Raw genomic sequence first — 22,907 nt, forward strand, 5'->3', positions numbered from 1 at the left:
GTGATCAAATTTCAGCAAGTGAGTAAAGCTTACCGCGGTGGTCGACAAGCACTGCAAAAAGTCGACTTTCACCTAAGGCGTGGAGAGATGGCGTTTTTAGGCGGGCATTCTGGCGCTGGTAAAAGTACCTTGCTGAAATTGATCTGTGCGATTGAGCGTCCGACTGATGGCACCATTCATTTTAATGATCATGATATCACTCGTATTTCGAACCGAGATATCCCGTTTCTACGCCGTAATATCGGCATCGTATTTCAGGATCACCGTTTGCTGATGGATCGCAGTGTGTACGACAATGTCGCACTGCCGATGCGTATCGAATCGATTTCTGAAAATGAAATAAAACGTCGCGTTTCGGCGTCGTTGGATAAAACCGGCCTGCTCGATAAAGCACGTTGTTTGCCAAGTCAACTTTCGGGTGGTGAGCAACAACGTGTGGGGATTGCCCGTGCGGTAGTGAATCGACCAACCTTGCTGGTGGCGGATGAGCCTACGGGTAACCTTGACCCTGAGTTATCTAACCGAGTGCTGCGACTGTTTGAAGAGTTTAATCGTGCTGGTGTCACCATCCTACTCGCGACGCACGATATCGGGTTAGTAAACACTCGCCCACAATATCGTCATTTTGAATTGAATCAAGGTTTCCTAAGCGAGGTACAAGACTATGGCAGGTAAAAAAATCTCGCAAAAGAAAGGTAAAGGCAGCAGTGCTAAGCGCGCCAATACTGATGGTTTTTTCTCTGTTCATATTAAACAAGCAAAAGCGTCTTTTGCTGCCTTGTGGCAACGACCTTTGGGGAACATTTTAACGCTGGCTGTGGTTTCAATCGCACTGGCGATGCCTGCCTGTTTGTACTTATTAGGTAAAAATGTCGCGGGTGCGGCAGAAGATGTCGCATCACCATCACAAGTTAGTGCTTACTTAGTAGAAGGTATGCCTGATGCACGTGTAATGGTGCTCAAAGATGAAATAGAAACCTGGCCGTTAGTAGGTACTGTGGAATACATTTCTCCGCAGCAAGGGTTGGCTGATCTAAGCCAATATGCGGGCTTCGATCAGGCGTTGAGTTTGTTAAGTGGCTATGCACTACCAGGCGTACTGGTGATTACACCGGACTCTGAACTGAAAAGTGATATTCAGTCTATAGCCCAGGACGTTCGTAAGCAGCAAGATGTTACCGATGTGCGACTCGATGAGGACTGGCTGGCTCGACTTGATGCCATCAAAACACTGGCCAGTATTATCGTTATTACACTTTCGGTACTGATGCTCGGCGCGGTATTTTTAATTGTTGGTAATACATTACGATTCAATGTGCTGGCGAACAAAGAAGAGATTCAAACCATGAAGCTGATTGGTGCAACTGACAGCTTTATTCTTCGCCCTTATTTATACACTGGAATGTGGTTCGGTGTATTGGGGGCAACCATCGCTTGGTTAGTGACGACAGTGATGACTTTCGTTATGAACAGTGCGGTGGAAGATTTAGCGGCATTGTATGACAGCCAGTTCCGTTTGAATGGTCTAAACTGGGATGAATCTCTGCTACTCATCATTACGGGTAGCTTGATAGGTTGCATCGCTGCGCGCATTTCTGCCCAGCGTCACCTAAAAGAAATTGAACCAGTTTAAGTGATGACGGTCTTATACTTGGAATTTATGAGCACAAGCTAATTTGTACCTCTTGTATAGAACACTTGTTTATGGATAATTGCTCGCCCTTCTTGAAACTTGTTCATTTTGAGTTCAAGATATCGAAGCTAAATTGCAATGTAATGCTCCAGATCAGAGATTGATGAGGAATTGAATGACAAAAGAAGCGTATCCGATGGCTCTAGTCACGCAAGATAGTCTTGATAGCTATATTCGCTCCGTTAACAGCTACCCAATGCTGACGGTAGATGAAGAGCGTGAGCTGGCAGAACGATTACACTACAAAGGTGAGATTGAAGCCGCGAAAGGGCTGATCCTATCGCACCTGAGATTCGTTGTTCACGTTGCTCGAGGTTACTCAGGCTACGGTTTGCCAATGGCAGACTTAGTGCAAGAGGGTAATATCGGCCTAATGAAAGCCGTTAAGCGTTTTAACCCAGAAGTGGGTGTGCGTTTGGTGTCTTTTGCGGTCCACTGGATTAAAGCTGAGATTCATGAATACGTGCTGCGTAACTGGCGTATTGTTAAAATCGCAACGACCAAAGCACAACGTAAATTGTTCTTTAACCTGCGCAAGTCGAAAAAGCGTCTGGGTTGGTTCAATAACGGCGAAGTCGAAACCGTTGCTCGTGAATTAGGTGTTGAGCCTGCAGAAGTCCGTGAGATGGAGTCCCGTCTGGCGGCAGTCGACTCTACGTTCGATATGCCAACCGACGAAGACGATAGCTCAAACAACTACACTGCACCGATGCTTTATCTGGAAGATAAATCGTCAGATGTTGCTGATAACGTTGAAGCAGCAAACTGGGAAATGCATACCAACAATCGTCTTGGTCATGCATTGGCAAGCCTGGATGAGCGTAGTCAGCGTATTGTACGTTCTCGTTGGTTAGATGATGAGAAATCCACACTGCAGGAGCTGGCTGATGAGTTTGGTGTGTCTGCCGAGCGTATTCGTCAGCTGGAAAAGAATGCAATGAAGAAGCTCAAACTGGCCGTTGGTGAGTTCTAACGCTAGCTTCTAAGCAAAGCCAATTTTCATAGAAAGCCGAGATCATCTGATCTCGGCTTTTTTATTTTGGATCGAAAGTCGATAACGTTTGCGATCTAAATTTTATGTGTTACCTGTGCATAACTCTGTGAAGTAATTATTTATCAACTGTTCGAAAGCGGGGAAAAATAAGGCGTTCAGGCGTTTTTCCGGTTGGGGATAGTTAATAATATACACACAGCTAGATCAAGATCATCACTACATATTGTGGATTAAAAGATCAAAATATACTTTATCAACGCAATCCACAGCTTTATCCACATCTGGTTGTAATGTGTACACTTTTAAATTCCCGGATAATTCTTGTGTCTAAATTTAGCGTTGGATAGGTTACAATGGCAGCATATACCCAAGTGACTTTATGACGCGAAACCTAGGCTACCTTGTGATTCTGGCTCAACCGCACGTCACTAGGTTATTTGGGTATATTAATAAGACAATGAGAAAGTAAATGGATCAGTTTCAGCATATCGATGTACAAGGTGCACAAGCACTGCTCGAGCAGGGCGAAGCAAAACTTGTAGATATCCGTGACCCTCAATCGTTTGCCGTAGCACATGCAGAGTCAGCCTTTCATTTAACCAACGACTCGATCGTCTCTTTCATGGACGATGTGGAATTCGAGCAACCGGTGCTTGTGATGTGCTATCACGGCATTAGCAGTCAGGGTGCAGCGCAATACTTAGTAAACCAAGGCTTTGAGCAGGTCTACAGTGTGGACGGTGGTTTTGAAGCCTGGCAACGCGCCGAGCTACCGATAGTGAGAAGTTAATGAAGAGATTGGTAACGTTAAATAACCCACGCATGGCACAGGCTTTCATCGATTATATGGCGTCGCGTCATATAGAAATTCAGATGATGCCTGAAGGTCAGGGGCAGTTTGCGCTTTGGCTAACGGATAGCCAACATGAAATCGAGGCAGAAGCTGAGCTAAAACATTTCTTGGCTAACCCTTCCGATTCCAAATACAGCGCTGCTTCGTGGAACGTTGCTGATACTCGCAAGAGTCAATTTCATTACTCAAGCCCAAGCATCATGAGTATGGTCAAAGCGAAAGCTGGCCCGGTGACGTTACTGATCATGGCTGTGTGTGTCGTTATCTACATTTTGCAAATGATCGGTTTTGGACGGGGCGTGTTTGCATCGCTGCATTTTCCTGCGTTTGAAGGTCAACAGTGGCAGCTTTGGCGTTGGCTGAGTCATGCTTTGCTGCATTTCTCCGCAACTCATATCATCTTCAACTTATTGTGGTGGTGGCAATTGGGGGGGGATATTGAACGTCGCCTCGGTTCCGGAAAGCTACTGCAAATCTTTGTTGTTTCCGCAGCCTTGTCTGGCGTGGGGCAATTTTATGTTGAAGGTGCGAATTTTGGTGGGTTATCTGGTGTGGTATACGCGCTACTCGGTTATCTGTGGATCTTAGGTTATCGTCTGCCTCATCTGGGATTGACGTTACCAAAACCGATTATCGTGTTTATGTTGGTGTGGCTAGTGCTAGGTTTCGTTCAGCCGTTTATGGCGATTGCCAATACCGCGCATTTGGTGGGACTGATTTCGGGAATGGCGATTGCGCTGTTTGACTCCGGAAAAATGAAGTACCAGCAGAAAGCTTAAGGCATAAAGAAGAGATAAAAAAGGCCGCCAGAAGCGGCCTGTTCGTATCAGTTAAAGTCGCGTCTACTGATAGAGATATTTGGTAAACAGCAAATCCGCAATAACGGTTTTCCCAGTTTCCGGCAGGAGTGTTTCGTTTAACCTTGTTACCAAGGTCTTACGCAAATCTTCCCGACCAGAAAGAGACTTGATAGTATCTTCTGTCTGCTTGCCGAGTAACTCAATGATGGCATCGCGAATCAATGGTTGGTGATGTTCAATGATGGTCAGGTCTTGCTGACTCATGACCATGATATCGATACGCACCTGAACGTAACCTAACTTTTTTCCTTTAGTGTAAAAGTTTGTCGTTAAGTCTGGTTCTAAAGTGAAGTACGCCAACTGAGCTCCAGCTTGTTCCGTTTCAGCCCAGGTTGGTGTGGAGATAAGCATGGTTAACGCAAAAATAGTTTGGGCTATATAACGTTTGTACATATTTCTAACTTTTCTTTCTCTGGATCGCGATATTCGAATCGCTTCAGTCTTGGTACAATAGACCGTCTATAACAAATAATGAACTTACGGTTTCAGTAAGACGGTAAGTTGTTGCTTTATTCTACGCATAAAGCCTCTAATTGAATACTAGTATGAATCAGCCAACATCACTCTATCTTGCTTCTTTATTGGAAGTAGAGTGGCAAAAGCCCGAAGAATTTGAATTTCCAAATGAATTGTCCAAGCATTGGCTTGAAGAACAAGGGTCTTTGTCACGTCGTTTAAAGCAGCACTGTCAGGCTTTGACAGTGGAATTGCTACAAAATCAAATTGTCACTGCCAAGACACTGAAACAGGATGAAAGTCAGTTATTATCTGAGCAAGATTGCCTGTTACGAGAGGTGGTTTTGTGTGGTGATGACAGTCCTTGGGTTATAGGACGTACGCTCATTCCCTGTACGACACTGGTGGATCAGCAATACGATTTGGCTGAACAAGGGGATATCCCTTTAGGTCTGACCGTTTTTAGTGCGGATAACGTAGAGCGAGACTCACTGCAAATAGGCTGGGCCAATCTGCCTCAAGGACGATTTTTAGCGCGACGTTCAAGGTTGTGGATGAATCACAAACCGATGTTAGTCGCCGAGTTATTCTTATCTCTTTCACCTATTTACGCTAAGGAGAGGGTGTAAATGACCGCAGATAAAGCCAAAGCATATTGGCAACTGACGCGAATGGATCGACCAATTGGGTCCTTGCTACTGCTGTGGCCTACCGTTTGGGCTCTTGTCATTGCAGCTCAGGGTATGCCGAGTTGGGATGTTTTGTTTGTGTTTGTATTAGGCGTGTTTCTAATGCGAAGTGCAGGTTGTGTGATCAACGACTTCGCTGATCGTAAAGTCGATGGTCACGTTAAGCGCACCAAACAACGCCCGTTACCATCGGGCAAAGTCACGGCGAAAGAAGCAATAGGCCTGTTTCTAGTGTTAGCCGTGAGCTCATTTTTATTGGTTCTGACCATGAATCCACTGACGATTCAGCTGTCGTTTGCAGGTGTTGTGTTGGCTTTCATCTACCCATTTATGAAGCGCTACACCCATCTTCCACAATTGTTTTTGGGGCTGGCGTTTAGTTGGGCAATCCCGATGGCGTGGGCAGCACAAACGGGTGAACTGCCTTTGATCGTATGGTTTATCTTTGTGATTAATGCGCTGTGGACCATTGCTTACGACACCCAATATGCCATGGTTGACCGTGATGATGATTTGAAAATTGGCATCAAATCGACCGCGATTCTGTTCGGTCGCCATGACAAGCTAATCATCGGTATTTTACAACTCATTACCTTAGCGATGCTGGTTGGGCTGGGACAGTATTACCAGTTAGGGCAGAGCTACTACTGGACGATTCTGATTGCCGCTTCACTGTTTGTTTATCAGCAGCATTTGATTCGCCACCGAGAACGCGATCTATGCTTTAGAGCATTTCTCAACAATAACTATGTCGGTATGGTTATCGCTGTCGGTTTATTAGTGGCGTTTTGGTAGGAACTCGAAAATTGAAAAAGGCATCCGATTGGATGCCTTTTTTGTTAGTGCGTTTTGTTATGACTGAAGCTGGTGAATACTTTCTTCTATCGTTAGCTTCACCTCTGGATAAAGCAGAGTAAATAACAGTTTGGCAAATTGCTGCGTATTTTCTGTATCGCAGTTGCCATCATTGTCTAGGTACGCTTGCTGTTTCAGGGTATTGAACATCGCGCTAAATACACCTTTATCAAAGAACTCCGGTGCGTTAATGCCATGCAGTCGACCCAGACGTTGAGCGATGTCCTGACTTTTCTGCTCTAGGTCTGATTTACCTAACTCAGGGTACGCGACCAACAAGTTCGTTGCGATGGAGTAGCGCTGCAGTGTTTCAGTAATTGTGCGACCCAGCAGAACCAATGACTGGTTGTTGGACTGATTGATTTCCAGCTTATTGCCATCAAGACAGATCATCTTCTGCTCGACAAATTCGTTAAGAATTTTCTCGACCAGCTCATTCAAATCCTCTTCCTGATAGCTTAAGAACAGCTCTTTTTTCAGGAATGGATAGATCTGAGCAACGTTCTGTTGAACGCTTTCCACGGTGACGTTGCGCTGGCGAATTATCATCTGAGCGATCAGTGACGGAAGCGCAAACAAGTGAATGATGTTATTGCGGTAGTAAGTCATCAGAATCGACTGGTTGCGATCCAGTGAAATGATATCGCCCATGCTATCTGTTTCAATCACAAACTTATCAAGTGAGATTGCGTGATCAACCAACGCTTCTGCGCTTTTGCTTGGAATGGTAGAGGTGCTCGAGTACGGGTTGTTCTTGAGTAGCTTCAGGTAACATTCAATCTGACTGATTAGAGAATCACGAGATAACGCGCGCTGACGAGAAGCAAGCAAGGCAGTCGCACAGAGTGTCAGTGCGTTAGCAGCAGCCGCATCGTTAATGTGCGTCATCATCTTGTTGGCCAGTCCGTTCACTACCGGATTCATCCATTGTGGTTTGCTGCTACCCATAGGGTCGATATCTTTAGTCCACTCCGGAGCATGCTCGTTAAGGTATTGGTTGAGCTGAATTGGCTCACCAAAGTTGACGTAACCCAAACCAAAGTTGCGCAGTTTACGCAGAGTGCGCAGTACCAAACCGGCATTCTCTTTCTCTTTACGCTTACCGCGAAGTTCTTTAGCGTAAGTACTTACTTCCATTACATGCTCGTAGCCAATGTACACCGGCACTAAAGTCACTGGACGATTTAGACCACGTAGCATGGCCTGAATCGTCATCGCCAGCATACCGGTTTTGGCTTGCAGTAATCGCCCAGTACGCGAGCGGCCGCCTTCACTGAAGTATTCAACTGAGTAGCCTTTCGCGAAAAGCTCGGCCAGATACTCGCGGAAAATCGTCGAGTACAGTTTATTGCCTTTAAAGCTGCGGCGGATAAAGAACGCACCACCACGGCGGAAAATAGGACCAGCCGGAAAGAAATTGAGGTTTATACCGGCAGCAATATGTGGCGGAACCATGCCTTCGTTGTAAAGCACGTACGAAAGCAGCAGGTAGTCCATGTGGCTACGGTGACATGGAACGTATACGATCTCATGACCATCTTGTGCTAAACGGCGTACCGTAGAGGCATTATTGATATGCAGACCCTGATACAGCTTATTCCAAAGCCAGCCGAGAATGCGGTCACCTCTTTTCACCAGGCCATAAGAAAAGTTCGCGGCAATTTCATCCATGATGTCATGGGCTTCTTTGCGCGCTTTTTCAATCGAGATATTTTTGCTCTTAGCTTCATCAGCGATGGCTTGCTCAATCGCTGGTGATTTCATTAAACGCGCAAACAATACCTGACGCTGGGGTAGGTTAGGACCCGATGCTGCCAGCTTTTGGCGAGAGAAGTGGATACGAGCCACTCGCGCGAGCTTGTGAGCAATAGCACTGTCAGTGCCATGAGAATCTGCCATGTAGCGCAGCGATACCACCGGGCTAAAACGCACTAAACAGTCACGGCCAGATGCCATCACCGCTTTGGCTTTTTGTGGACCATTCATTGGCTGAAGGTACGGTTTACTATTCTCTTCTTTACCAGGCTTGCGTCCCCACAGCACGGTCGCTGGGATCATTTGTACATCTAATTCGCTGTCCAGTTTGTGCAGCTCTAATAACTCACGAAAAAGAGAGTCAGATTCTGTTGGTACGTCATTGTCATTTCCCATCACGGTTGGACGAGCAGCAATAAAGACGTAACGGTTGAGTGTTTTGCCATTAATTTCCAATGGACTGAGCGGGTCTGGCAGACCAAGGCTCATGGCTTGTTTTTGCAGTGTCAGCAAATCCACGTTCGAACGGAACGGTAAGGCATACACAATCGGTTTAGCCAGATCGATATCAAGATCGTCAATAGGGTTTGATGGGATTGTGGTGCCCTTTACCAGTACCGATAAAGGTAGTTTTAGTAATGAACGTGAAAATGATTGTCCAGAAGACATAAAGTTCACAGCCTCGATAGGTATTCAAACAGGCCCTAGCTTATTTCTGTGTCCGCATGGCCCACCTTGAGAGAAAATGAGTACGGCAATAGAAATAAGCCTAGGCGATAAAATTTAAGCGCAGCAAGGATAACAGAAACTGGTCGAACCTTTTAATTTTATTGAGCATGAATTAGTCAAACACCCGAACCATTGCTTCCACTTACCCCACTTTAGGCGGGCTGTTTTAAACGTTTATGACGAAAATGATGGTGTATTACTTAAGTAAGCCAAGCAAATAAATTAAAAAACAACCAATTGGGTTTCCATTTAACCATTTACTGGATATACTCACAGTTAACTGTATAAAAAGACAGGTGAGACATGAAGCCGTTAACGCCACGCCAACAACAAGTCTTCGATTTGATTAAAAGTAAAATCGAAGACACCGGAATGCCACCAACTCGTGCAGAGATTGCGCGTGAGCTTGGCTTCCGCTCTGCAAATGCTGCAGAAGAACACCTAAAAGCACTTGCTCGTAAGCAAGCGATTGAAATTATTCCGGGTGCATCTCGAGGGATTCGCATTCTGCTTGAAGATGCTGCAAATGATGATCAGGGCTTGCCTCTGATTGGTCAAGTGGCAGCGGGTGAGCCGATTCTGGCTCAAGAGCATGTGGAAGCTCACTACCAAGTCGATCCGGCGATGTTTAAGCCGCAAGCGGATTTTTTACTTCGCGTAAATGGCGAAAGTATGAAAGACATCGGTATTATGGATGGTGACTTACTCGCTGTGCATAAAACGCAAGACGTACGTGACGGTCAGGTTGTTGTTGCTCGTGTTGACGACGATGTGACGGTAAAGCGTCTGGAGCGTAAAGGCTCTACCGTATTGCTGCACGCAGAGAATGAAGAGTTTGCCCCTATCCAGGTGGATTTGACTTCTCAGCACCTGACGATTGAAGGTCTGGCTGTCGGTATTATTCGTAATACTGACTGGATGTAAGCTAGGCTTTGTAGCAACAGTCCAGCTTTCCTGGGCTGTTGCTTATCACGCTTTTAATTTTCCCCACGTCTCTCATTTCACACTTCCTATCTTCTGATATGCATTCAGGCTTGATAATGCAATTGATATTCATTATCATTTATTTCTGTATCGATAACTTTCATTGGCGCAGGAAATGCCATGTCTCAGTCTAAGCATCAAGTTCCCAACCATTTATTAAAACCTTTGTTGTTACGAAGCCGTGAAAGTATGGTCGACAATGGCTTGGTGTATGACCCTATCGCAGCTAAAGCCTGTTTAAACTGTCAAATGGCGCCTGATTGTCTTGGCGGAGATGTGGCGCAAAAGCAGTTATTGCATGTAACGTTAACTCAACTTTGTGACCAACAGGTCAATCAATTCCTGCAGCAACATCCTGATGCGTGGGTGATTAATGTCGGCGCAGGTCTCGATACACGTTTTTACCGTCTGGATAACGGACGTTGTCATTGGATCGAGCTGGATGTTACGGAGAATCTGGTTTGGCGCCAGCGACTTTTCCATAAAAACGAACGTTATAAAAATCATATCGGCAGCGTAGAAGAGATGTCATGGCTGGACTCTGTGAATATTCCAGACAAATCACCGGTTTTGCTTGTCTGTGAAATGGCACTGCTGGATTGCTCAGAACTACAGGTCGCCCGTTTTATTCAAACGTTGGGGCGACACTTTGTGTCTGCTGAAGTGTGTATGGTTCTGGCAGGGGATCTCACAGAAAGTAAATGGGGTAAGAAGCTGGGCTCTGATTGTTATGCGCACGGCTTTGAAGCGCCATCAGAACAATTTCTGCAATGGCTGCCTTGGGCTGAGTGGGTCAAAGTCTTTTCGCCATTTGATCGCTTTTGCTCTCGCTGGAAGGCTTGGCAACGCTGGCTCAATAAGATCCCGGTACTGAAATACCGTCTGACACCCGTCCTCGTTCATATTAAGTGGTGATTGGCTAGCTTCACATTGCTCAGGTACACTCGTTAATCCAGTTAATGAGGTGCTTGTGACAAACTCTATTTTCTCTCCTTTATCTAATCCTCAGGTGCACCGTCAGGTCTTGGCACTTGCGATTCCGATGGTGCTTTCGAATATTACCGTTCCGCTGCTAGGTCTGGTTGATGCCGCAGTGATTGGTCATCTTGAACATGCCTGGTATCTGGGCGGTGTCGCCTTGGGCAGCACGATGATCAGTGTGACTTTTTGGTTGCTCGGTTTTTTACGTATGTCGACGACGGGATTAGCTGCGCAATCTTATGGAAGTAATGATCGCAAACAACTTGCTTTAGTTTTCCTGCAAGGCGCTTTGATGGCGTTGCTGTTCGCAGTGCTGTTTTTAGTTGCACACAGTTCTATTGCTGACCTTATCTTTAGCTGGAGCGATGCCAGTGAGGAAGTGAAACACTATGGTATGCAGTATTTCTCTGTCCGTGTCTGGAGTGCGCCTGCAGCGTTAATGAATTTCGTGTTGTTGGGTTGGCTGCTTGGCACACAAAACGCCAAAGCGCCGATGTGGATGGTGATCATTACCAACCTGACTAATATCACCCTGGATGTCCTGTTTGTCATTGGCTTAGGCTGGAAAGTCGAAGGGGCGGCATTGGCCTCAGTGATCGCAGACTACTCAGGTATGGCATTTGGCTTGGTTTGTGTTTGGAAAACATGGCAGGAGCGACAGTTGCCTTTGCCTAAGTCTCTTCTTGCAGACACGCAGCATGGGATAGGTCGGTTTATAAAACTTAATCGAGATATCTTTTTACGCTCTTTGTGTTTGCAGGCGGCATTTAGCTTTATGACCTTTCAGGGGGCGAGCTTCGGTGATGATGTCGTGGCTGCGAATGCCGTGCTGATGAGTTTTTTGATGATCATTTCTTACGGCATGGACGGTTTTGCGTATGCCATGGAAGCCATGGTGGGTAGCGCGATTGGAGCGAAAGACAGGCAGCAACTGAGCGCATCGCTTATTGGGACTTTCTTTTGGAGTCTGGTTATTTGTTTAGGCTTAACGGTCGCCTTTGCTTTAGCAGGATCGTTCATGATCGCCATGATCACCTCAATCGAAGAGGTACAGCAGCAGGCGGCGATTTATCTGCCATGGCTGGTGGTGATGCCACTGGCTTCGATGTGGTGCTTTCTTCTCGATGGAATTTTTGTCGGAGCGACTAAAGGTAAAGACATGCGCAACAGCATGTTTGTGGCGACCAGCAGCTTCTTTGTTGTCTTTTACTTATTTTCGGGATGGGAAAATCACGCGCTTTGGCTGGCGATGACCAGTTTTATGTTGATGCGCGGCATCGGGCTTGGCGTGATTTTTCTGTATCAATGGCGCAAGGGGACATTTCTCGCTTAGCGGTTACCACAAACAAAAACAGCAGGCGGAGTGCCTGCTGTTTTACGTTTTAGGGTGCTAGTCCCATTAGAAAAGTCGGTTTAAACCATTCAATGCTGCCACACGGTAGGCTTCGGCCATGGTTGGGTAGTTGAACGTTGTGTTAACGAAATACTCGATGGTATTCGCTTCGCCTTTTTGTTCCATGATGGCTTGTCCGATGTGGATGATTTCCGCTGCACGTTGACCAAAACAGTGGATGCCAAGGATCTCTTTGGTTTCGCGGTGGAACAAAATCTTCAAACTGCCAATGTCTTTTCCTGCGATCTGTGCGCGCGCCAGATGTTTAAAGGAAGAGCGACCCACCTCGTAAGGTACTTTCGCTGCCGTCAGTTCTTGCTCTGTTCTACCAACGGAACTGATTTCCGGAATGGTGTAGATGCCGGTTGGGATATCTTCAATCAGATAGTTATCCGCTTGTCCCTTGGTGATGGCTTGCGCCACAAAGCGCCCTTGATCGTAGGCAGCACTTGCCAGGCTAGGGTAACCAATCACGTCACCAACTGCGTAAATGTGCTCCACTGCGGTTTGATAGTTACGGTTCACTTTCAATTGTCCGCGCGAGTCCGCTTCCAGACCAACCGTACCTAAATTAAGTTTGTCGGTATTACCTGTTCGGCCGTTGGCGTACAGCAGGCAGTCGGCACGCATCTTCTTACCAGATTTCAGGTGGATGATGACGCCATCTTCTGTACCTTCAATTTTCTCGTAAGTTTCGTCGTTACGAATCACCACACCACTATTCCAGAAGTGGTATGACAGGGCATCAGAGACCTCGTTGTCCAAGAAAGACAGCAAACGGTCACGGGTGTTAATCAAGTCAGTTTTCACCCCAAGCCCGCGGAAGATAGACGCATACTCACAGCCAATGACACCTGCACCATAGATAATGATATGACGAGGGTCATGCTTCAGGCTTAGGATGGAGTCACTGTCGTAAATGCGTTCGTGTAGGAAGTCGACATCATCTGGCTGGTATGGGCGAGAGCCTGTCGCTATGACAAATTTATCTGCTGAGTAGACTTCTTCTGTGCCATCACTTTGCATGACCGCGACAGAGTAATCATCGATAAAACGTGCGGTGCCGAATAGCAGGGTACATTGGTTGCGGTCGTAGAAACCCTGACGTAGGCGTGTTTGTTTGTCGGTGACCGACTTCGCATGGCCTAAAATGTCAGAAAATGTTGCATGTAAACTGGTGCTATTGCGGCAGAATAGCGGGTTGCTATTAAATTCGATGATTCGGCTAACCGCATGACGCAGTGCTTTTGATGGTATGGTTCCCCAGTGCGTACAGCCGCCACCAACGCTGCTCTCTTTCTCAATGATGGCTACATTCAGTCCCGCTTTGGTTAACCCCATTGCTGCCCCTTCTCCGCCAGGGCCACTACCAATTACGATCACGTCAAAGTGATTTACATGCGCCATGATGTATTTCCTTGTTATATTTGCTTAACATTGCCTTAGCGCAATTTTAACTCATTTACTCTATACGTACACGTAATGGCTGCGAGAGAGTGGAAGTGATCACGCAGAAAGTACCAAAAGCACCAATTGGCATGTTGGATGTCTATAAATTGCATCGAGAACATTGCATTCAGACGGCTGCCAATAGTAACGTTTGCGCGGTTAACGCTGGTAAAGGCAACATCTCTTTCTCCGCAGGGGGGAATTAAGTTATATTGAGGCTCTTGTCCCCTACATAAAAAGAGCAAGTTAAGAATGAAATCGATGGGAATCCGCGCGCAACAAAAAGAGAAGACACGTCGATCACTGATCGACGCGGCATTTAGTCAATTAAGTGCGGATCGCAGCTATTCCAGTCTCAGCTTGCGAGAAGTTGCCCGAGAGGCAGGAATTGCACCTACTTCTTTTTACCGCCACTTCAAGGACATGGATGAGCTTGGCTTGACCATGGTCGATGAAGGGGGGTTACTGTTACGTCAATTGATGCGTCAGGCGCGTCAACGTATCGTGAAAGAAGGGAGTGTGATTCGAACTTCAGTTGAAACATTTATGGAATTCATTGAAAGTAGCCCGAACGTATTTCGTTTATTACTGCGTGAACGTTCTGGAACTTCTTCTGAATTCCGTACTGCTGTTGCTCGAGAAATTCAGCATTTTGCGGCAGAATTGACCGAGTACTTGATGAGCACCGGTGTGACCAGAGAAGAGGCGTATACTCAAGCAGAGGCGTCGGTTACTTTGGTCTTTAGCTCGGGTGCTGAAGCTTTAGATTTAGATCGCCGTGAACGCGATGAACTCGCGGAACGATTGATTATGCAATTGCGAATGATAGCCAAAGGGGCTTATTGGTATCGCAAAGAACGTGAACGTAACCGATTAAAAGGCAGGATAGAATAATGTCGAATGGAAATAAATCTGAAAAGAAAACGCTGATTTTAGCGTTGGTTGCAGGTGTGTGTGGTGATGCTTTGTTGTCATGGTTGACCATGAGCGAAGTCTCTTTCTCAATCTTCCCGTTGATTGCACTTGTGCTGGCAGTACAAGCGCTGTACCAAGAATACCTAAACAACCCGGTATCGGAAGATATCCCGTTGGTTGGACTGGCGTGTTTCTTTGTGGGGGCTTTTGGTCACTCTGCGTTTATCAAAGCGCAATACCCAGAAGCAGGTTCAAACTTCTTTGCCATTCTGGTTTCTATGATCCTACTAGTATGGATCGGTAAGAAGCTTGGTTTTATGGAACACAAAAGCAAAACTTCAGCGGAATAACACCGCAAAGGTGAAATAAAAAGCGAGCTCAACAGCTCGCTTTTTTTATCCCTGTTTAATTGAGTGACGCTTATTTGCGTTCAAGAAATACACCGGCTTCCATGTGGTGGGTGTATGGGAACTGATCGAACAAAGCAAAACGCGTGACTTTGTGGGTTTCACTCAATATATCCAGGTTCTCTTTGAGTGTTTCAGGGTTACATGAGATGTACATGATACGCTCGTAACCTTGCACCATCTTGCAGGTGTCCACATCCATACCAGAACGCGGTGGATCAACAAAAATCGTGTTGCAGTTGTAGCTCTTCAAATCCACGCCAGCATCTTGCAAGCGGCGGAACTCACGTTTACCTTCGATCGCCTGAGTAAACTCTTCTGCTGAAAGACGCAGGATTTGCACGTTATCAATTTCATTCGCGGCGATATTGTATTGTGCAGATACCACGGAAGGCTTCGCCAGTTCGGTTGCCAATACGCGGTCAAAGTTTTGTGCCAATGCCAGCGAGAAGTTACCGTTACCACAGTAAAGCTCTAACAGGTCACCGGTGCTGTCTTGAGTACAGTCTACCGCCCATTCCAGCATCTTCTCCGCGACTTTACCGTTTGGCTGCGTAAAGCTGTTTTCTACTTGTTGGTAAATGTACGACTGACCATTCACATCTAGTTTCTCGATGACATAATCTTGGTCGAGGACGATTTTCATCTTGCGTGCACGGCCGATGATATTGAGGTTGAAACCTTCATCATTCAGACGCTGCTTCATTGCTTTCGCGTTTTCAATCCACTCATCATCCAACTGACGATGGTAAAGCAGAGAAACCAGAATCTCACCGCTCAGTGTAGAAAGAAAGTCCACCTGGAATAATTTACGACGCAGAGAGTCGTTGTCTTTCATCGCATCAATTAACAGCGGCATCAAATCATTAATCAGACGGCTAGCAGCAGGGAATTGGTCAACACGGTATTTTTCGCGAGTTTCCTGATTAAACATGATGTAGTAAAGGTCTTCACCCTCATGCCAAACGCGGAACTCAGCACGCATACGGTAGTGCTGCTCTGGTGATTCAAACACTTCCAGCTCTGGCACGTTATATGGCGAGAACATATCAGTGAGACGTTCAACTTTTTCCGCCAGTTGTTCTTGGTAGTGTTGTGGGTTTACATCAAGAGTAGCCATGATCTTACCTTTTATGGTGCATTCAATTTAAGAGCGCAGATTTTATTCAATCTCAACAGTATGTCCAGTTTTGTACTTGAATTGATCTAAAGATAGTGTGTACAGGCTGAAGAGAAAGCGCAATTAATCAAAACGTTACAATTTATAGGGCTAATATTGGCTGGACAAATAACCCATAGCTGAATAATATCAGCCTCAAGCTGGTGCTATCTAGCAATCTAGATGGCTGAAATGGGAATCTGGTGGAACTCCAGAACTGACGCGCAGCGGTAAAAGAGAACGAAAGCTTATCAAGACACTGCATTGGCTGATGTGGGAAGTCGAGCGAGTAGGTGGGGTAAAACCAGGCTCTTAAGTCCGAATACCTGCCAGCAACTGAGCCACAGCACTGGTCTGCCATTAAATGGCAGGGCTCGGAAGGAATTACGCGATTTAGGACAATACAATGAAAAAATCCGCATTGGCGATCACTCTGGCATCGCTGCTTTCACCTGTCTCTTATCTACAGGCCCAAGAAACCTCCGTTGACGAAACCCTCGTTGTTACCGCTAACCGATTTGAACAAGCCGAAAGTAATACGCTTGCTGATGTGGAAGTCGTGACCCGAGAAGATATCGACCGTATTCAAGCTAAGACTCTACCGGATGTATTGCGTCGACTTACTGGTATTCAGGTGACGCAAAATGGTGGCCGTGGTCAGTTAGCTTCGCTATTTGTGCGTGGCACAAGTTCAGACCAAGTTTTGGTGCTGGTTGATGGTGTACGTTTTGCTCGTGCAGCAAAAGGCGCGGTTGATTTCAACCAGATCCCACTGACTTATGTTCAGCGCATTGAGTATGTTCGTGGCGCTCGTGCGTCTCTGTACGGCTCGGAAGCGATTGGCGGTGTTATCAATATCATTACCGTGGCTCGCGCAGAAGATGAAAGCACCAAGTTGAGCGCAGGTCTGGGTAGCCTTGACTATCAAGAGCTGAGTATCGCATCGGGTATTAAAGTCGGTGACAATGGTCAGTTGAATCTTGCATTGGGAACTGAAAGTGATGACGGCTACAACGTTCGCCCGGTTGCAGGCATCAACGATGGTGATCGTCATGGCTTTGAAACCAAGAATGGTCTGATTGGCTACGTGCATAATTTTGATAAGCAGTGGTCAGCATTTGGTAACTTCCGTGCATACGAGAATGTTTACCAGTACGACAGCAGCTATGGCAGTCGCGCCTACTACGAAGCAGAGAAAGATGATTTCTCGGCAACAATTGGCGGCAAATACCAATCTGACAACCTGATGTCTGAGTTACAAGTGACGGCACAGAAGCAGAAGTCATGGAATTACCAACAGTCAGCAGGTAAGCACTCAGGTACAGAAGATGAGCTAGAACAGCAAAACGTGCAGTGGACCAACAGCTACCTTCTAAACAACAATACAACGATTGCTGGTGGTATTGATTGGCGTGACGAGTCTTACGTTGATAAGAACGCAAATAAAACGTTCGATCGCACCAATGGCGCATTATTTGGTATCGCGACAGCAACGATTGATAACGCTATGCTCGAAGGCAGTGCCCGTATTGATGACAACGAAGAGTACGGCAGTGAGTTTACTTACAGTCTGGCTGCGGGTTACCAGTTCGTCCCAGAGTTTGGCGCTAAAGCCTCTTTTGGTACTGCATTTAAAGCTCCGAACCTTTATCAGCAATACGACCCAACTTACGGTGAGAAAGATCTTAAGCCAGAAGAGTCGGATGCTTGGGAAATCAGCTTTAGTGGTGATGTTCAGGGCGTTTTCTGGTCACTGACGGGGTACGACTATAAGATCACCAATCTTATCGACTACCATCCGACCACATACAAGTACCTGAATGTTGACGGTGAAACACACATTCAAGGTGTTGAACTAGTTGCCGAGTTTGAAACGGGTATTGTACAGCATCAATTGAGCGCTGATTACAAAGATGCAGAAGATGATAATGGTGATCAGTTGCAACGTCGTGCCAAAGAAATGTACAAGTGGAACGCGATGGTAAACTTTGACAAGGTTGATTGGTCAATTAGCTATCTATACGTAGGTAAGCGCCCAGATGTTGATTACAACACTTGGCCATCTCAAGATGTATATATGCCTTCTTACTCACTGGTAGATACAGCAGTCACTTACTACCCTAATGAGTCAACCACGATTAGTGCTCGTATCGATAACTTGTTTGATGAAGAGTACGAAATGGCCTTGGGTTATCCTGCTGCAGAGCGTGCTTACTACGTAAACATCGGTTACCAATTCTAGCCTTAGTTATGAATGAAAGCCGCCTTCGGGCGGTTTTTCTTTTCAAGAATCGTATGGAGGCATCATGAGTACACCAAAACGTGTCGTGATCAGTTGGTCGAGCGGTAAAGATTCCACACTGACGTTAGAAAGGTTGCAAGAAGACCCAAATTACGAAGTAGTTGGACTCTATACAACTTATGTCGACGACGAAGTTCCTTTTCAGGCGACACCTCTTGAAGTGGTAAAGATGCAGGCTGACTTGCTGCATTTGCCGCTCGTAACGATACCTTTGCCTGAAGTGTTTCCAAGCAATGATATCTACCAATCTACCATTGTCACCGCGTTGGCGAAGAGTGGGTTGAACATACAAGCTGTCGCTTTTGGTGACATGTTCTGCAATGGTATAGCCGATTATCGACGTAGCTATATACAACCTGCTGGCTGGGAATGTGTGTTCCCGCTATTAGGGGAGTGTAGCAAGGGCTTAGCTTTGGAAATTATCGAGCGTGGTATTGAAACGATGCTGATCACCACCGATGGAGAAGCCTTGTCATCAGAATGGTGTGGGCGTTGGTATGACAAACCGCTGGTTGATTCGCTCCCAAGTCATATTGACCCGTGTGGAGAAAATGGCGAGTTTCATACCTTGGTGACATCCACCCCTTCATTTCGAGGCCATATAGAACTGGTTAAGCTAGAGGTAGAGGTTGGAGAGAGGTTTAGTCACCAAAGATACTGCGCCAAATCATTGCCAAAACAAATCTAGCCAGTATGATCGCAGCGTTTATATTGCTTAGGTAAGACTCGTGCGAGTGACGAATAAGAAAAAGGTTCTGGTGTTTGACTCTGGTGTTGGAGGTCTTTCTGTATTTAAAGAAATCCATCGTCTATTGCCACAACTGGATTACCTCTATCTATTCGACAATCAAGCTTACCCATATGGAGAACTCGATCAGAGTGTTCTTATCTCACGAGTAAACCAATACGTATCTACGCTAGTTAATGCCTATCAGGTAGATATTGTTGTTATTGCATGTAACACCGCCAGCACCATCGTACTTCCTTCATTGCGTAAAAAACTCTCTGTTCCGGTTGTTGGGGTAGTGCCAGCGATCAAACCTGCGTCATTACTCGCTTCTAAAGGCGTAGGGCTTATTGCGACTCCTGCTACGGTGACGCGACAATACACACACAGATTGATTCGTGACTATGCTCAGGGAAAACCGGTCGAGCTATTGGGTTCAACCCGCCTGGTCGATATAGCGGAAGAAAAGCTACGTGGTAAAGAAGTTTGTATTGCAGAATTAAAGGGCATCTTAGAACCGCTACGTAATAAAGTGGATGTTGCCGTATTAGGTTGCACTCACTTCCCACTTATCAGAGAAGAAATTCACCAAGCGCTGGATGGCAATGTGACCTTAGTTGATTCAGGAGAAGCGATAGCACGTCGAGTGAAGACGCTATTGTGTAGCGGGCTGAGTATGGAGAGCGGAGAAGAGGGAACTAAGAGAATTTTTGCCAGTGCACCTCCTTGGCAAGAAGATGCACTGAATGTGTGTTTGGCGAAATTAGGTTTTAGTCCTGTTCAGGTTTATCGCCTTCCGGATGTTTCGGATCGTTAGCGATGCGTACTTTAAGCGTACGATCCATATATAACTTTTCATTTAACTTAGCGATGGCCGGTTCAGCATCTGCAGCAGCCATCACAACAAATCCAAATCCTCTTCTTTTACCAGTACGTTTATCTTTCATTAAGCGCACGGCATAGACTTGTCCATATTCCGCAAATAAATCGCGAACATGACTTTCATTTGCCTTATAAGGCAGGTTTCCGACATACAAGGTTTTGGTTGATGGGTCAGAGTCGGTTGATTGATCAATTGGTGTCTGGCTAGAAAATGAAAACAGAAAAGCAGTAGCGACAACACCGATAAGAAAGCTCAGTACGGGTGAAACGGCGAATTGAGAGAAGATGACTCCCCCAATGACGGCCAACCCGGCAGATAAAATCAGATTTTTTTTAGACGTCATTTTGATTACTACACATAGGTGATAAAGAGATTGTTTGCCTATTAACATAATAGACACATGAATCTTACGTATATGGTTGGTGTTTTTCCAACCAATTGCTGTGATATGTCTCAAATGTGACGAAGAAATATGCGAATTTCACTTTTTTGATTAATAACTGACCGCTTAAATCTTTTTTTAAAAAAAAGAGTTGCGCTCTTCAAGCATCTCCCTATAATGCCGCCTCACCGACACGGAGTGAGACGAGAGTCACACAGCGAGTTGGAAAGAGAAGAAAAAGAAATTTGGAAAATTTCTTGACTCTCAAACTGGGCAGCGTAAGATACGCACCCCTGACAGCGAGACGCGAAAGCGGCAAGTTAAGTCAGAAAAGCTCTTTAACAATATAGACCTATCAATCTGTGTGGGCACTCGTTGATGATAATCCAAATAGTTTCTTCGGAAACAATTTAGGTTTCAATGAACTGAGTGACCAATCGAGATTAAGTTTACTTAGTCTTGGCACAGTCAATTCATTATCGTTCTCCTTTTTTATAAAGGAATAACGATAATAGCTTTAAAATTACGTTTGTAGTTTTGAAGTCAGTATTCATTGAGCCAAACAAAACTTTAAATTGAAGAGTTTGATCATGGCTCAGATTGAACGCTGGCGGCAGGCCTAACACATGCAAGTCGAGCGGAAACGAGTTAACTGAACCTTCGGGGAACGTTAACGGCGTCGAGCGGCGGACGGGTGAGTAATGCCTAGGAAATTGCCCTGATGTGGGGGATAACCATTGGAAACGATGGCTAATACCGCATGATGCCTACGGGCCAAAGAGGGGGACCTTCGGGCCTCTCGCGTCAGGATATGCCTAGGTGGGATTAGCTAGTTGGTGAGGTAAGGGCTCACCAAGGCGACGATCCCTAGCTGGTCTGAGAGGATGATCAGCCACACTGGAACTGAGACACGGTCCAGACTCCTACGGGAGGCAGCAGTGGGGAATATTGCACAATGGGCGCAAGCCTGATGCAGCCATGCCGCGTGTGTGAAGAAGGCCTTCGGGTTGTAAAGCACTTTCAGTCGTGAGGAAGGTAGTGTGTTTAATAGATGCATTATTTGACGTTAGCGACAGAAGAAGCACCGGCTAACTCCGTGCCAGCAGCCGCGGTAATACGGAGGGTGCGAGCGTTAATCGGAATTACTGGGCGTAAAGCGCATGCAGGTGGTTTGTTAAGTCAGATGTGAAAGCCCGGGGCTCAACCTCGGAATAGCATTTGAAACTGGCAGACTAGAGTACTGTAGAGGGGGGTAGAATTTCAGGTGTAGCGGTGAAATGCGTAGAGATCTGAAGGAATACCGGTGGCGAAGGCGGCCCCCTGGACAGATACTGACACTCAGATGCGAAAGCGTGGGGAGCAAACAGGATTAGATACCCTGGTAGTCCACGCCGTAAACGATGTCTACTTGGAGGTTGTGGCCTTGAGCCGTGGCTTTCGGAGCTAACGCGTTAAGTAGACCGCCTGGGGAGTACGGTCGCAAGATTAAAACTCAAATGAATTGACGGGGGCCCGCACAAGCGGTGGAGCATGTGGTTTAATTCGATGCAACGCGAAGAACCTTACCTACTCTTGACATCCAGAGAACTTTCCAGAGATGGATTGGTGCCTTCGGGAACTCTGAGACAGGTGCTGCATGGCTGTCGTCAGCTCGTGTTGTGAAATGTTGGGTTAAGTCCCGCAACGAGCGCAACCCTTATCCTTGTTTGCCAGCGAGTAATGTCGGGAACTCCAGGGAGACTGCCGGTGATAAACCGGAGGAAGGTGGGGACGACGTCAAGTCATCATGGCCCTTACGAGTAGGGCTACACACGTGCTACAATGGCGCATACAGAGGGCGGCCAACTTGCGAAAGTGAGCGAATCCCAAAAAGTGCGTCGTAGTCCGGATTGGAGTCTGCAACTCGACTCCATGAAGTCGGAATCGCTAGTAATCGTGGATCAGAATGCCACGGTGAATACGTTCCCGGGCCTTGTACACACCGCCCGTCACACCATGGGAGTGGGCTGCAAAAGAAGTAGGTAGTTTAACCTTCGGGGGGACGCTTACCACTTTGTGGTTCATGACTGGGGTGAAGTCGTAACAAGGTAGCGCTAGGGGAACCTGGCGCTGGATCACCTCCTTATACGATGATTATCGTGATGAGTACCCACACAGATTGATACGGTTTATAAAGTTTAAGAGAGAACATCCCTCAAGATGTTCGAGCTGTTTTGGTTCTGCTTTTACAAAAGTGGAAACAAACAAAGTGTCCCGTTCGTCTAGAGGCCTAGGACACCGCCCTTTCACGGCGGTAACAGGGGTTCGACTCCCCTACGGGATACCATCTTTAAGCGCATTAGCGATAGTGCTTTTAAAAATGGTTACTTCTTTGAAGTGATTAGCTCTTTAACAATTTGGAAAGCTGACAAAACAAACTTTGTTTTTTAGAAATAAAGATT

At 46.2% G+C, this 22,907-nt stretch carries 21 protein-coding genes, 1 tRNA gene, 1 rRNA gene and 1 riboswitch; of the genes, 18 read left to right on the forward strand and 5 right to left on the reverse strand.

Translation table 11 applies throughout. The features are described 5' to 3' along the window. The 5 genes from ftsE to glpG all read left to right on the forward strand — a co-directional run bounded on the left by ftsE (window position 1) and on the right by glpG (window position 4,319). Window positions 1-675: a cell division ATP-binding protein FtsE gene (gene ftsE / locus OO774_RS00535; protein WP_237318871.1), complete on the forward strand. Its 675-nt coding sequence runs from the start codon at window positions 1-3 to the stop codon at window positions 673-675. Then, window positions 665-1,633, forward strand: coding sequence for a permease-like cell division protein FtsX (ftsX, locus tag OO774_RS00540; protein ID WP_264903747.1), 969 nt, complete (start codon window positions 665-667; stop codon window positions 1,631-1,633). Before ftsE ends, ftsX begins: the two co-directional genes overlap by 11 nt. Window positions 1,634-1,808: 175 nt before the next feature. Continuing rightward, complete coding sequence (gene rpoH, locus OO774_RS00545) at window positions 1,809-2,666, forward strand: RNA polymerase sigma factor RpoH (RefSeq protein ID WP_264903749.1); 858 nt, start codon at window positions 1,809-1,811, stop codon at window positions 2,664-2,666. A 490-nt stretch (window positions 2,667-3,156) separates the two neighbouring features. Further along, a complete protein-coding gene (glpE, locus tag OO774_RS00550; protein ID WP_014233309.1) occupies window positions 3,157-3,477 on the forward strand; it encodes a thiosulfate sulfurtransferase GlpE in 321 nt (106 codons plus the stop codon). After that, window positions 3,477-4,319: a rhomboid family intramembrane serine protease GlpG gene (gene glpG, locus OO774_RS00555; RefSeq protein WP_264903752.1), complete on the forward strand. Its 843-nt coding sequence runs from the start codon at window positions 3,477-3,479 to the stop codon at window positions 4,317-4,319. The genes glpE and glpG overlap by 1 nt, the downstream gene beginning before the upstream one ends. Before the next feature lie 63 nt (window positions 4,320-4,382). Here glpG and OO774_RS00560 read toward each other — a convergent pair whose 3' ends face one another. Next, entirely contained in the window at window positions 4,383-4,793 is a 411-nt protein-coding gene (locus OO774_RS00560; protein WP_264903754.1) for a flagellar basal body-associated protein FliL, read from the reverse strand. 152 nt (window positions 4,794-4,945) lie between these two features. Between OO774_RS00560 and OO774_RS00565 the strand changes: the two genes are divergently transcribed. After that, window positions 4,946-5,485: a chorismate lyase gene (locus OO774_RS00565; protein ID WP_264903756.1), complete on the forward strand. Its 540-nt coding sequence runs from the start codon at window positions 4,946-4,948 to the stop codon at window positions 5,483-5,485. Beyond that, window positions 5,486-6,340 carry a 4-hydroxybenzoate octaprenyltransferase gene (ubiA, locus tag OO774_RS00570; protein WP_264903758.1) on the forward strand — a complete coding sequence of 285 codons (855 nt, stop codon included), beginning with the start codon at window positions 5,486-5,488 and terminating at the stop codon, window positions 6,338-6,340. Window positions 6,341-6,397: 57 nt separating this feature from the next. On the opposite strand, the gene plsB is transcribed toward ubiA, so the two are convergent. Further along, a complete protein-coding gene (gene plsB / locus OO774_RS00575) occupies window positions 6,398-8,824 on the reverse strand; it encodes a glycerol-3-phosphate 1-O-acyltransferase PlsB (RefSeq protein WP_264903760.1) in 2,427 nt (808 codons plus the stop codon). A 363-nt stretch (window positions 8,825-9,187) separates the two neighbouring features. On the opposite strand from plsB, the gene lexA reads away from it, so the two are divergent. The 3 genes from lexA (at window position 9,188) to dinF (ending at window position 12,182) form a co-directional block, all read left to right on the forward strand. Next, a complete protein-coding gene (lexA, locus tag OO774_RS00580; RefSeq protein ID WP_118119602.1) occupies window positions 9,188-9,808 on the forward strand; it encodes a transcriptional repressor LexA in 621 nt (206 codons plus the stop codon). 180 nt (window positions 9,809-9,988) lie between these two features. After that, window positions 9,989-10,783, forward strand: coding sequence for a class I SAM-dependent methyltransferase (locus OO774_RS00585; protein ID WP_264903762.1), 795 nt, complete (start codon window positions 9,989-9,991; stop codon window positions 10,781-10,783). Between the two features lie 55 nt (window positions 10,784-10,838). Beyond that, entirely contained in the window at window positions 10,839-12,182 is a 1,344-nt protein-coding gene (gene dinF / locus OO774_RS00590) for an MATE family efflux transporter DinF (protein ID WP_264903764.1), read from the forward strand. Window positions 12,183-12,248: 66 nt separating this feature from the next. On the opposite strand, the gene sthA is transcribed toward dinF, so the two are convergent. Then, window positions 12,249-13,649 carry a Si-specific NAD(P)(+) transhydrogenase gene (gene sthA / locus OO774_RS00595; RefSeq protein WP_264903765.1) on the reverse strand — a complete coding sequence of 467 codons (1,401 nt, stop codon included), beginning with the start codon at window positions 13,647-13,649 and terminating at the stop codon, window positions 12,249-12,251. A 95-nt stretch (window positions 13,650-13,744) separates the two neighbouring features. Between sthA and OO774_RS00600 the strand changes: the two genes are divergently transcribed. Genes OO774_RS00600 through OO774_RS00610 form a run of 3 tightly spaced genes read left to right on the forward strand, consistent with a single transcriptional unit; the run spans window position 13,745 to window position 14,956 of the window. Further along, complete coding sequence (locus tag OO774_RS00600; RefSeq protein ID WP_264903766.1) at window positions 13,745-13,897, forward strand: hypothetical protein; 153 nt, start codon at window positions 13,745-13,747, stop codon at window positions 13,895-13,897. Between the two features lie 46 nt (window positions 13,898-13,943). Then, complete coding sequence (gene fabR / locus OO774_RS00605; protein ID WP_264903767.1) at window positions 13,944-14,585, forward strand: HTH-type transcriptional repressor FabR; 642 nt, start codon at window positions 13,944-13,946, stop codon at window positions 14,583-14,585. Further along, complete coding sequence (locus OO774_RS00610; RefSeq protein ID WP_264903768.1) at window positions 14,585-14,956, forward strand: YijD family membrane protein; 372 nt, start codon at window positions 14,585-14,587, stop codon at window positions 14,954-14,956. Before fabR ends, OO774_RS00610 begins: the two co-directional genes overlap by 1 nt. 70 nt (window positions 14,957-15,026) lie before the next feature. On the opposite strand, the gene trmA is transcribed toward OO774_RS00610, so the two are convergent. Next, entirely contained in the window at window positions 15,027-16,133 is a 1,107-nt protein-coding gene (gene trmA, locus OO774_RS00615) for a tRNA (uridine(54)-C5)-methyltransferase TrmA (protein ID WP_264903769.1), read from the reverse strand. A 184-nt stretch (window positions 16,134-16,317) separates the two neighbouring features. After that, window positions 16,318-16,521, forward strand: a riboswitch (cobalamin riboswitch). Window positions 16,522-16,578: 57 nt separating this feature from the next. Between trmA and btuB the strand changes: the two genes are divergently transcribed. The 3 genes from btuB to murI all read left to right on the forward strand — a co-directional run bounded on the left by btuB (window position 16,579) and on the right by murI (window position 20,018). Then, on the forward strand, window positions 16,579-18,414 hold the full coding sequence (gene btuB, locus OO774_RS00620; RefSeq protein WP_264903771.1) for a TonB-dependent vitamin B12 receptor: 1,836 nt from the start codon (window positions 16,579-16,581) through the stop codon (window positions 18,412-18,414). 64 nt (window positions 18,415-18,478) lie between these two features. Further along, on the forward strand, window positions 18,479-19,162 hold the full coding sequence (locus tag OO774_RS00625; RefSeq protein WP_264903773.1) for an adenine nucleotide alpha hydrolase: 684 nt from the start codon (window positions 18,479-18,481) through the stop codon (window positions 19,160-19,162). 40 nt (window positions 19,163-19,202) lie between these two features. Beyond that, window positions 19,203-20,018, forward strand: coding sequence for a glutamate racemase (gene murI, locus OO774_RS00630; RefSeq protein ID WP_264903775.1), 816 nt, complete (start codon window positions 19,203-19,205; stop codon window positions 20,016-20,018). Here the strand turns inward: murI and OO774_RS00635 are convergent. Continuing rightward, a complete protein-coding gene (locus tag OO774_RS00635) occupies window positions 19,972-20,427 on the reverse strand; it encodes an RNA-binding protein (protein WP_264903777.1) in 456 nt (151 codons plus the stop codon). The two genes, murI and OO774_RS00635, sit on opposite strands and share 47 nt — an antisense overlap. A gap of 611 nt (window positions 20,428-21,038) precedes the next feature. Here OO774_RS00635 and OO774_RS00640 point away from each other — a divergent pair. Next, window positions 21,039-22,591: ribosomal RNA gene (locus OO774_RS00640) — 16S ribosomal RNA — on the forward strand. Between the two features lie 125 nt (window positions 22,592-22,716). Then, window positions 22,717-22,792 (forward strand) — tRNA-Glu (locus OO774_RS00645). Window positions 22,793-22,907: the final 115 nt, after the last annotated feature.

The organism is Vibrio sp. STUT-A11 (genome assembly GCF_026000435.1).
GTDB lineage: Bacteria > Pseudomonadota > Gammaproteobacteria > Enterobacterales > Vibrionaceae > Vibrio.

What these genes read in the sequence shown, in the direction of transcription:
- ftsX (WP_264903747.1), top strand. Translation starts at nt 665, where the DNA reads ATGGCAGGTAAAAAAATCTCGCAAAAGAAAGGTAAAGGCAGCAGTGCT.
- rpoH (WP_264903749.1), top strand. Translation starts at nt 1,809, where the DNA reads ATGACAAAAGAAGCGTATCCGATGGCTCTAGTCACGCAAGATAGTCTT.
- glpE (WP_014233309.1), top strand. Translation starts at nt 3,157, where the DNA reads ATGGATCAGTTTCAGCATATCGATGTACAAGGTGCACAAGCACTGCTC.
- glpG (WP_264903752.1), top strand. Translation starts at nt 3,477, where the DNA reads ATGAAGAGATTGGTAACGTTAAATAACCCACGCATGGCACAGGCTTTC.
- OO774_RS00560 (WP_264903754.1), bottom strand. Translation starts at nt 4,793, where the DNA reads ATGTACAAACGTTATATAGCCCAAACTATTTTTGCGTTAACCATGCTT.
- OO774_RS00565 (WP_264903756.1), top strand. Translation starts at nt 4,946, where the DNA reads ATGAATCAGCCAACATCACTCTATCTTGCTTCTTTATTGGAAGTAGAG.
- ubiA (WP_264903758.1), top strand. Translation starts at nt 5,486, where the DNA reads ATGACCGCAGATAAAGCCAAAGCATATTGGCAACTGACGCGAATGGAT.
- plsB (WP_264903760.1), bottom strand. Translation starts at nt 8,824, where the DNA reads ATGTCTTCTGGACAATCATTTTCACGTTCATTACTAAAACTACCTTTA.
- lexA (WP_118119602.1), top strand. Translation starts at nt 9,188, where the DNA reads ATGAAGCCGTTAACGCCACGCCAACAACAAGTCTTCGATTTGATTAAA.
- OO774_RS00585 (WP_264903762.1), top strand. Translation starts at nt 9,989, where the DNA reads ATGTCTCAGTCTAAGCATCAAGTTCCCAACCATTTATTAAAACCTTTG.
- sthA (WP_264903765.1), bottom strand. Translation starts at nt 13,649, where the DNA reads ATGGCGCATGTAAATCACTTTGACGTGATCGTAATTGGTAGTGGCCCT.
- fabR (WP_264903767.1), top strand. Translation starts at nt 13,944, where the DNA reads ATGAAATCGATGGGAATCCGCGCGCAACAAAAAGAGAAGACACGTCGA.
- OO774_RS00610 (WP_264903768.1), top strand. Translation starts at nt 14,585, where the DNA reads ATGTCGAATGGAAATAAATCTGAAAAGAAAACGCTGATTTTAGCGTTG.
- trmA (WP_264903769.1), bottom strand. Translation starts at nt 16,133, where the DNA reads ATGGCTACTCTTGATGTAAACCCACAACACTACCAAGAACAACTGGCG.
- btuB (WP_264903771.1), top strand. Translation starts at nt 16,579, where the DNA reads ATGAAAAAATCCGCATTGGCGATCACTCTGGCATCGCTGCTTTCACCT.
- OO774_RS00625 (WP_264903773.1), top strand. Translation starts at nt 18,479, where the DNA reads ATGAGTACACCAAAACGTGTCGTGATCAGTTGGTCGAGCGGTAAAGAT.
- OO774_RS00635 (WP_264903777.1), bottom strand. Translation starts at nt 20,427, where the DNA reads ATGACGTCTAAAAAAAATCTGATTTTATCTGCCGGGTTGGCCGTCATT.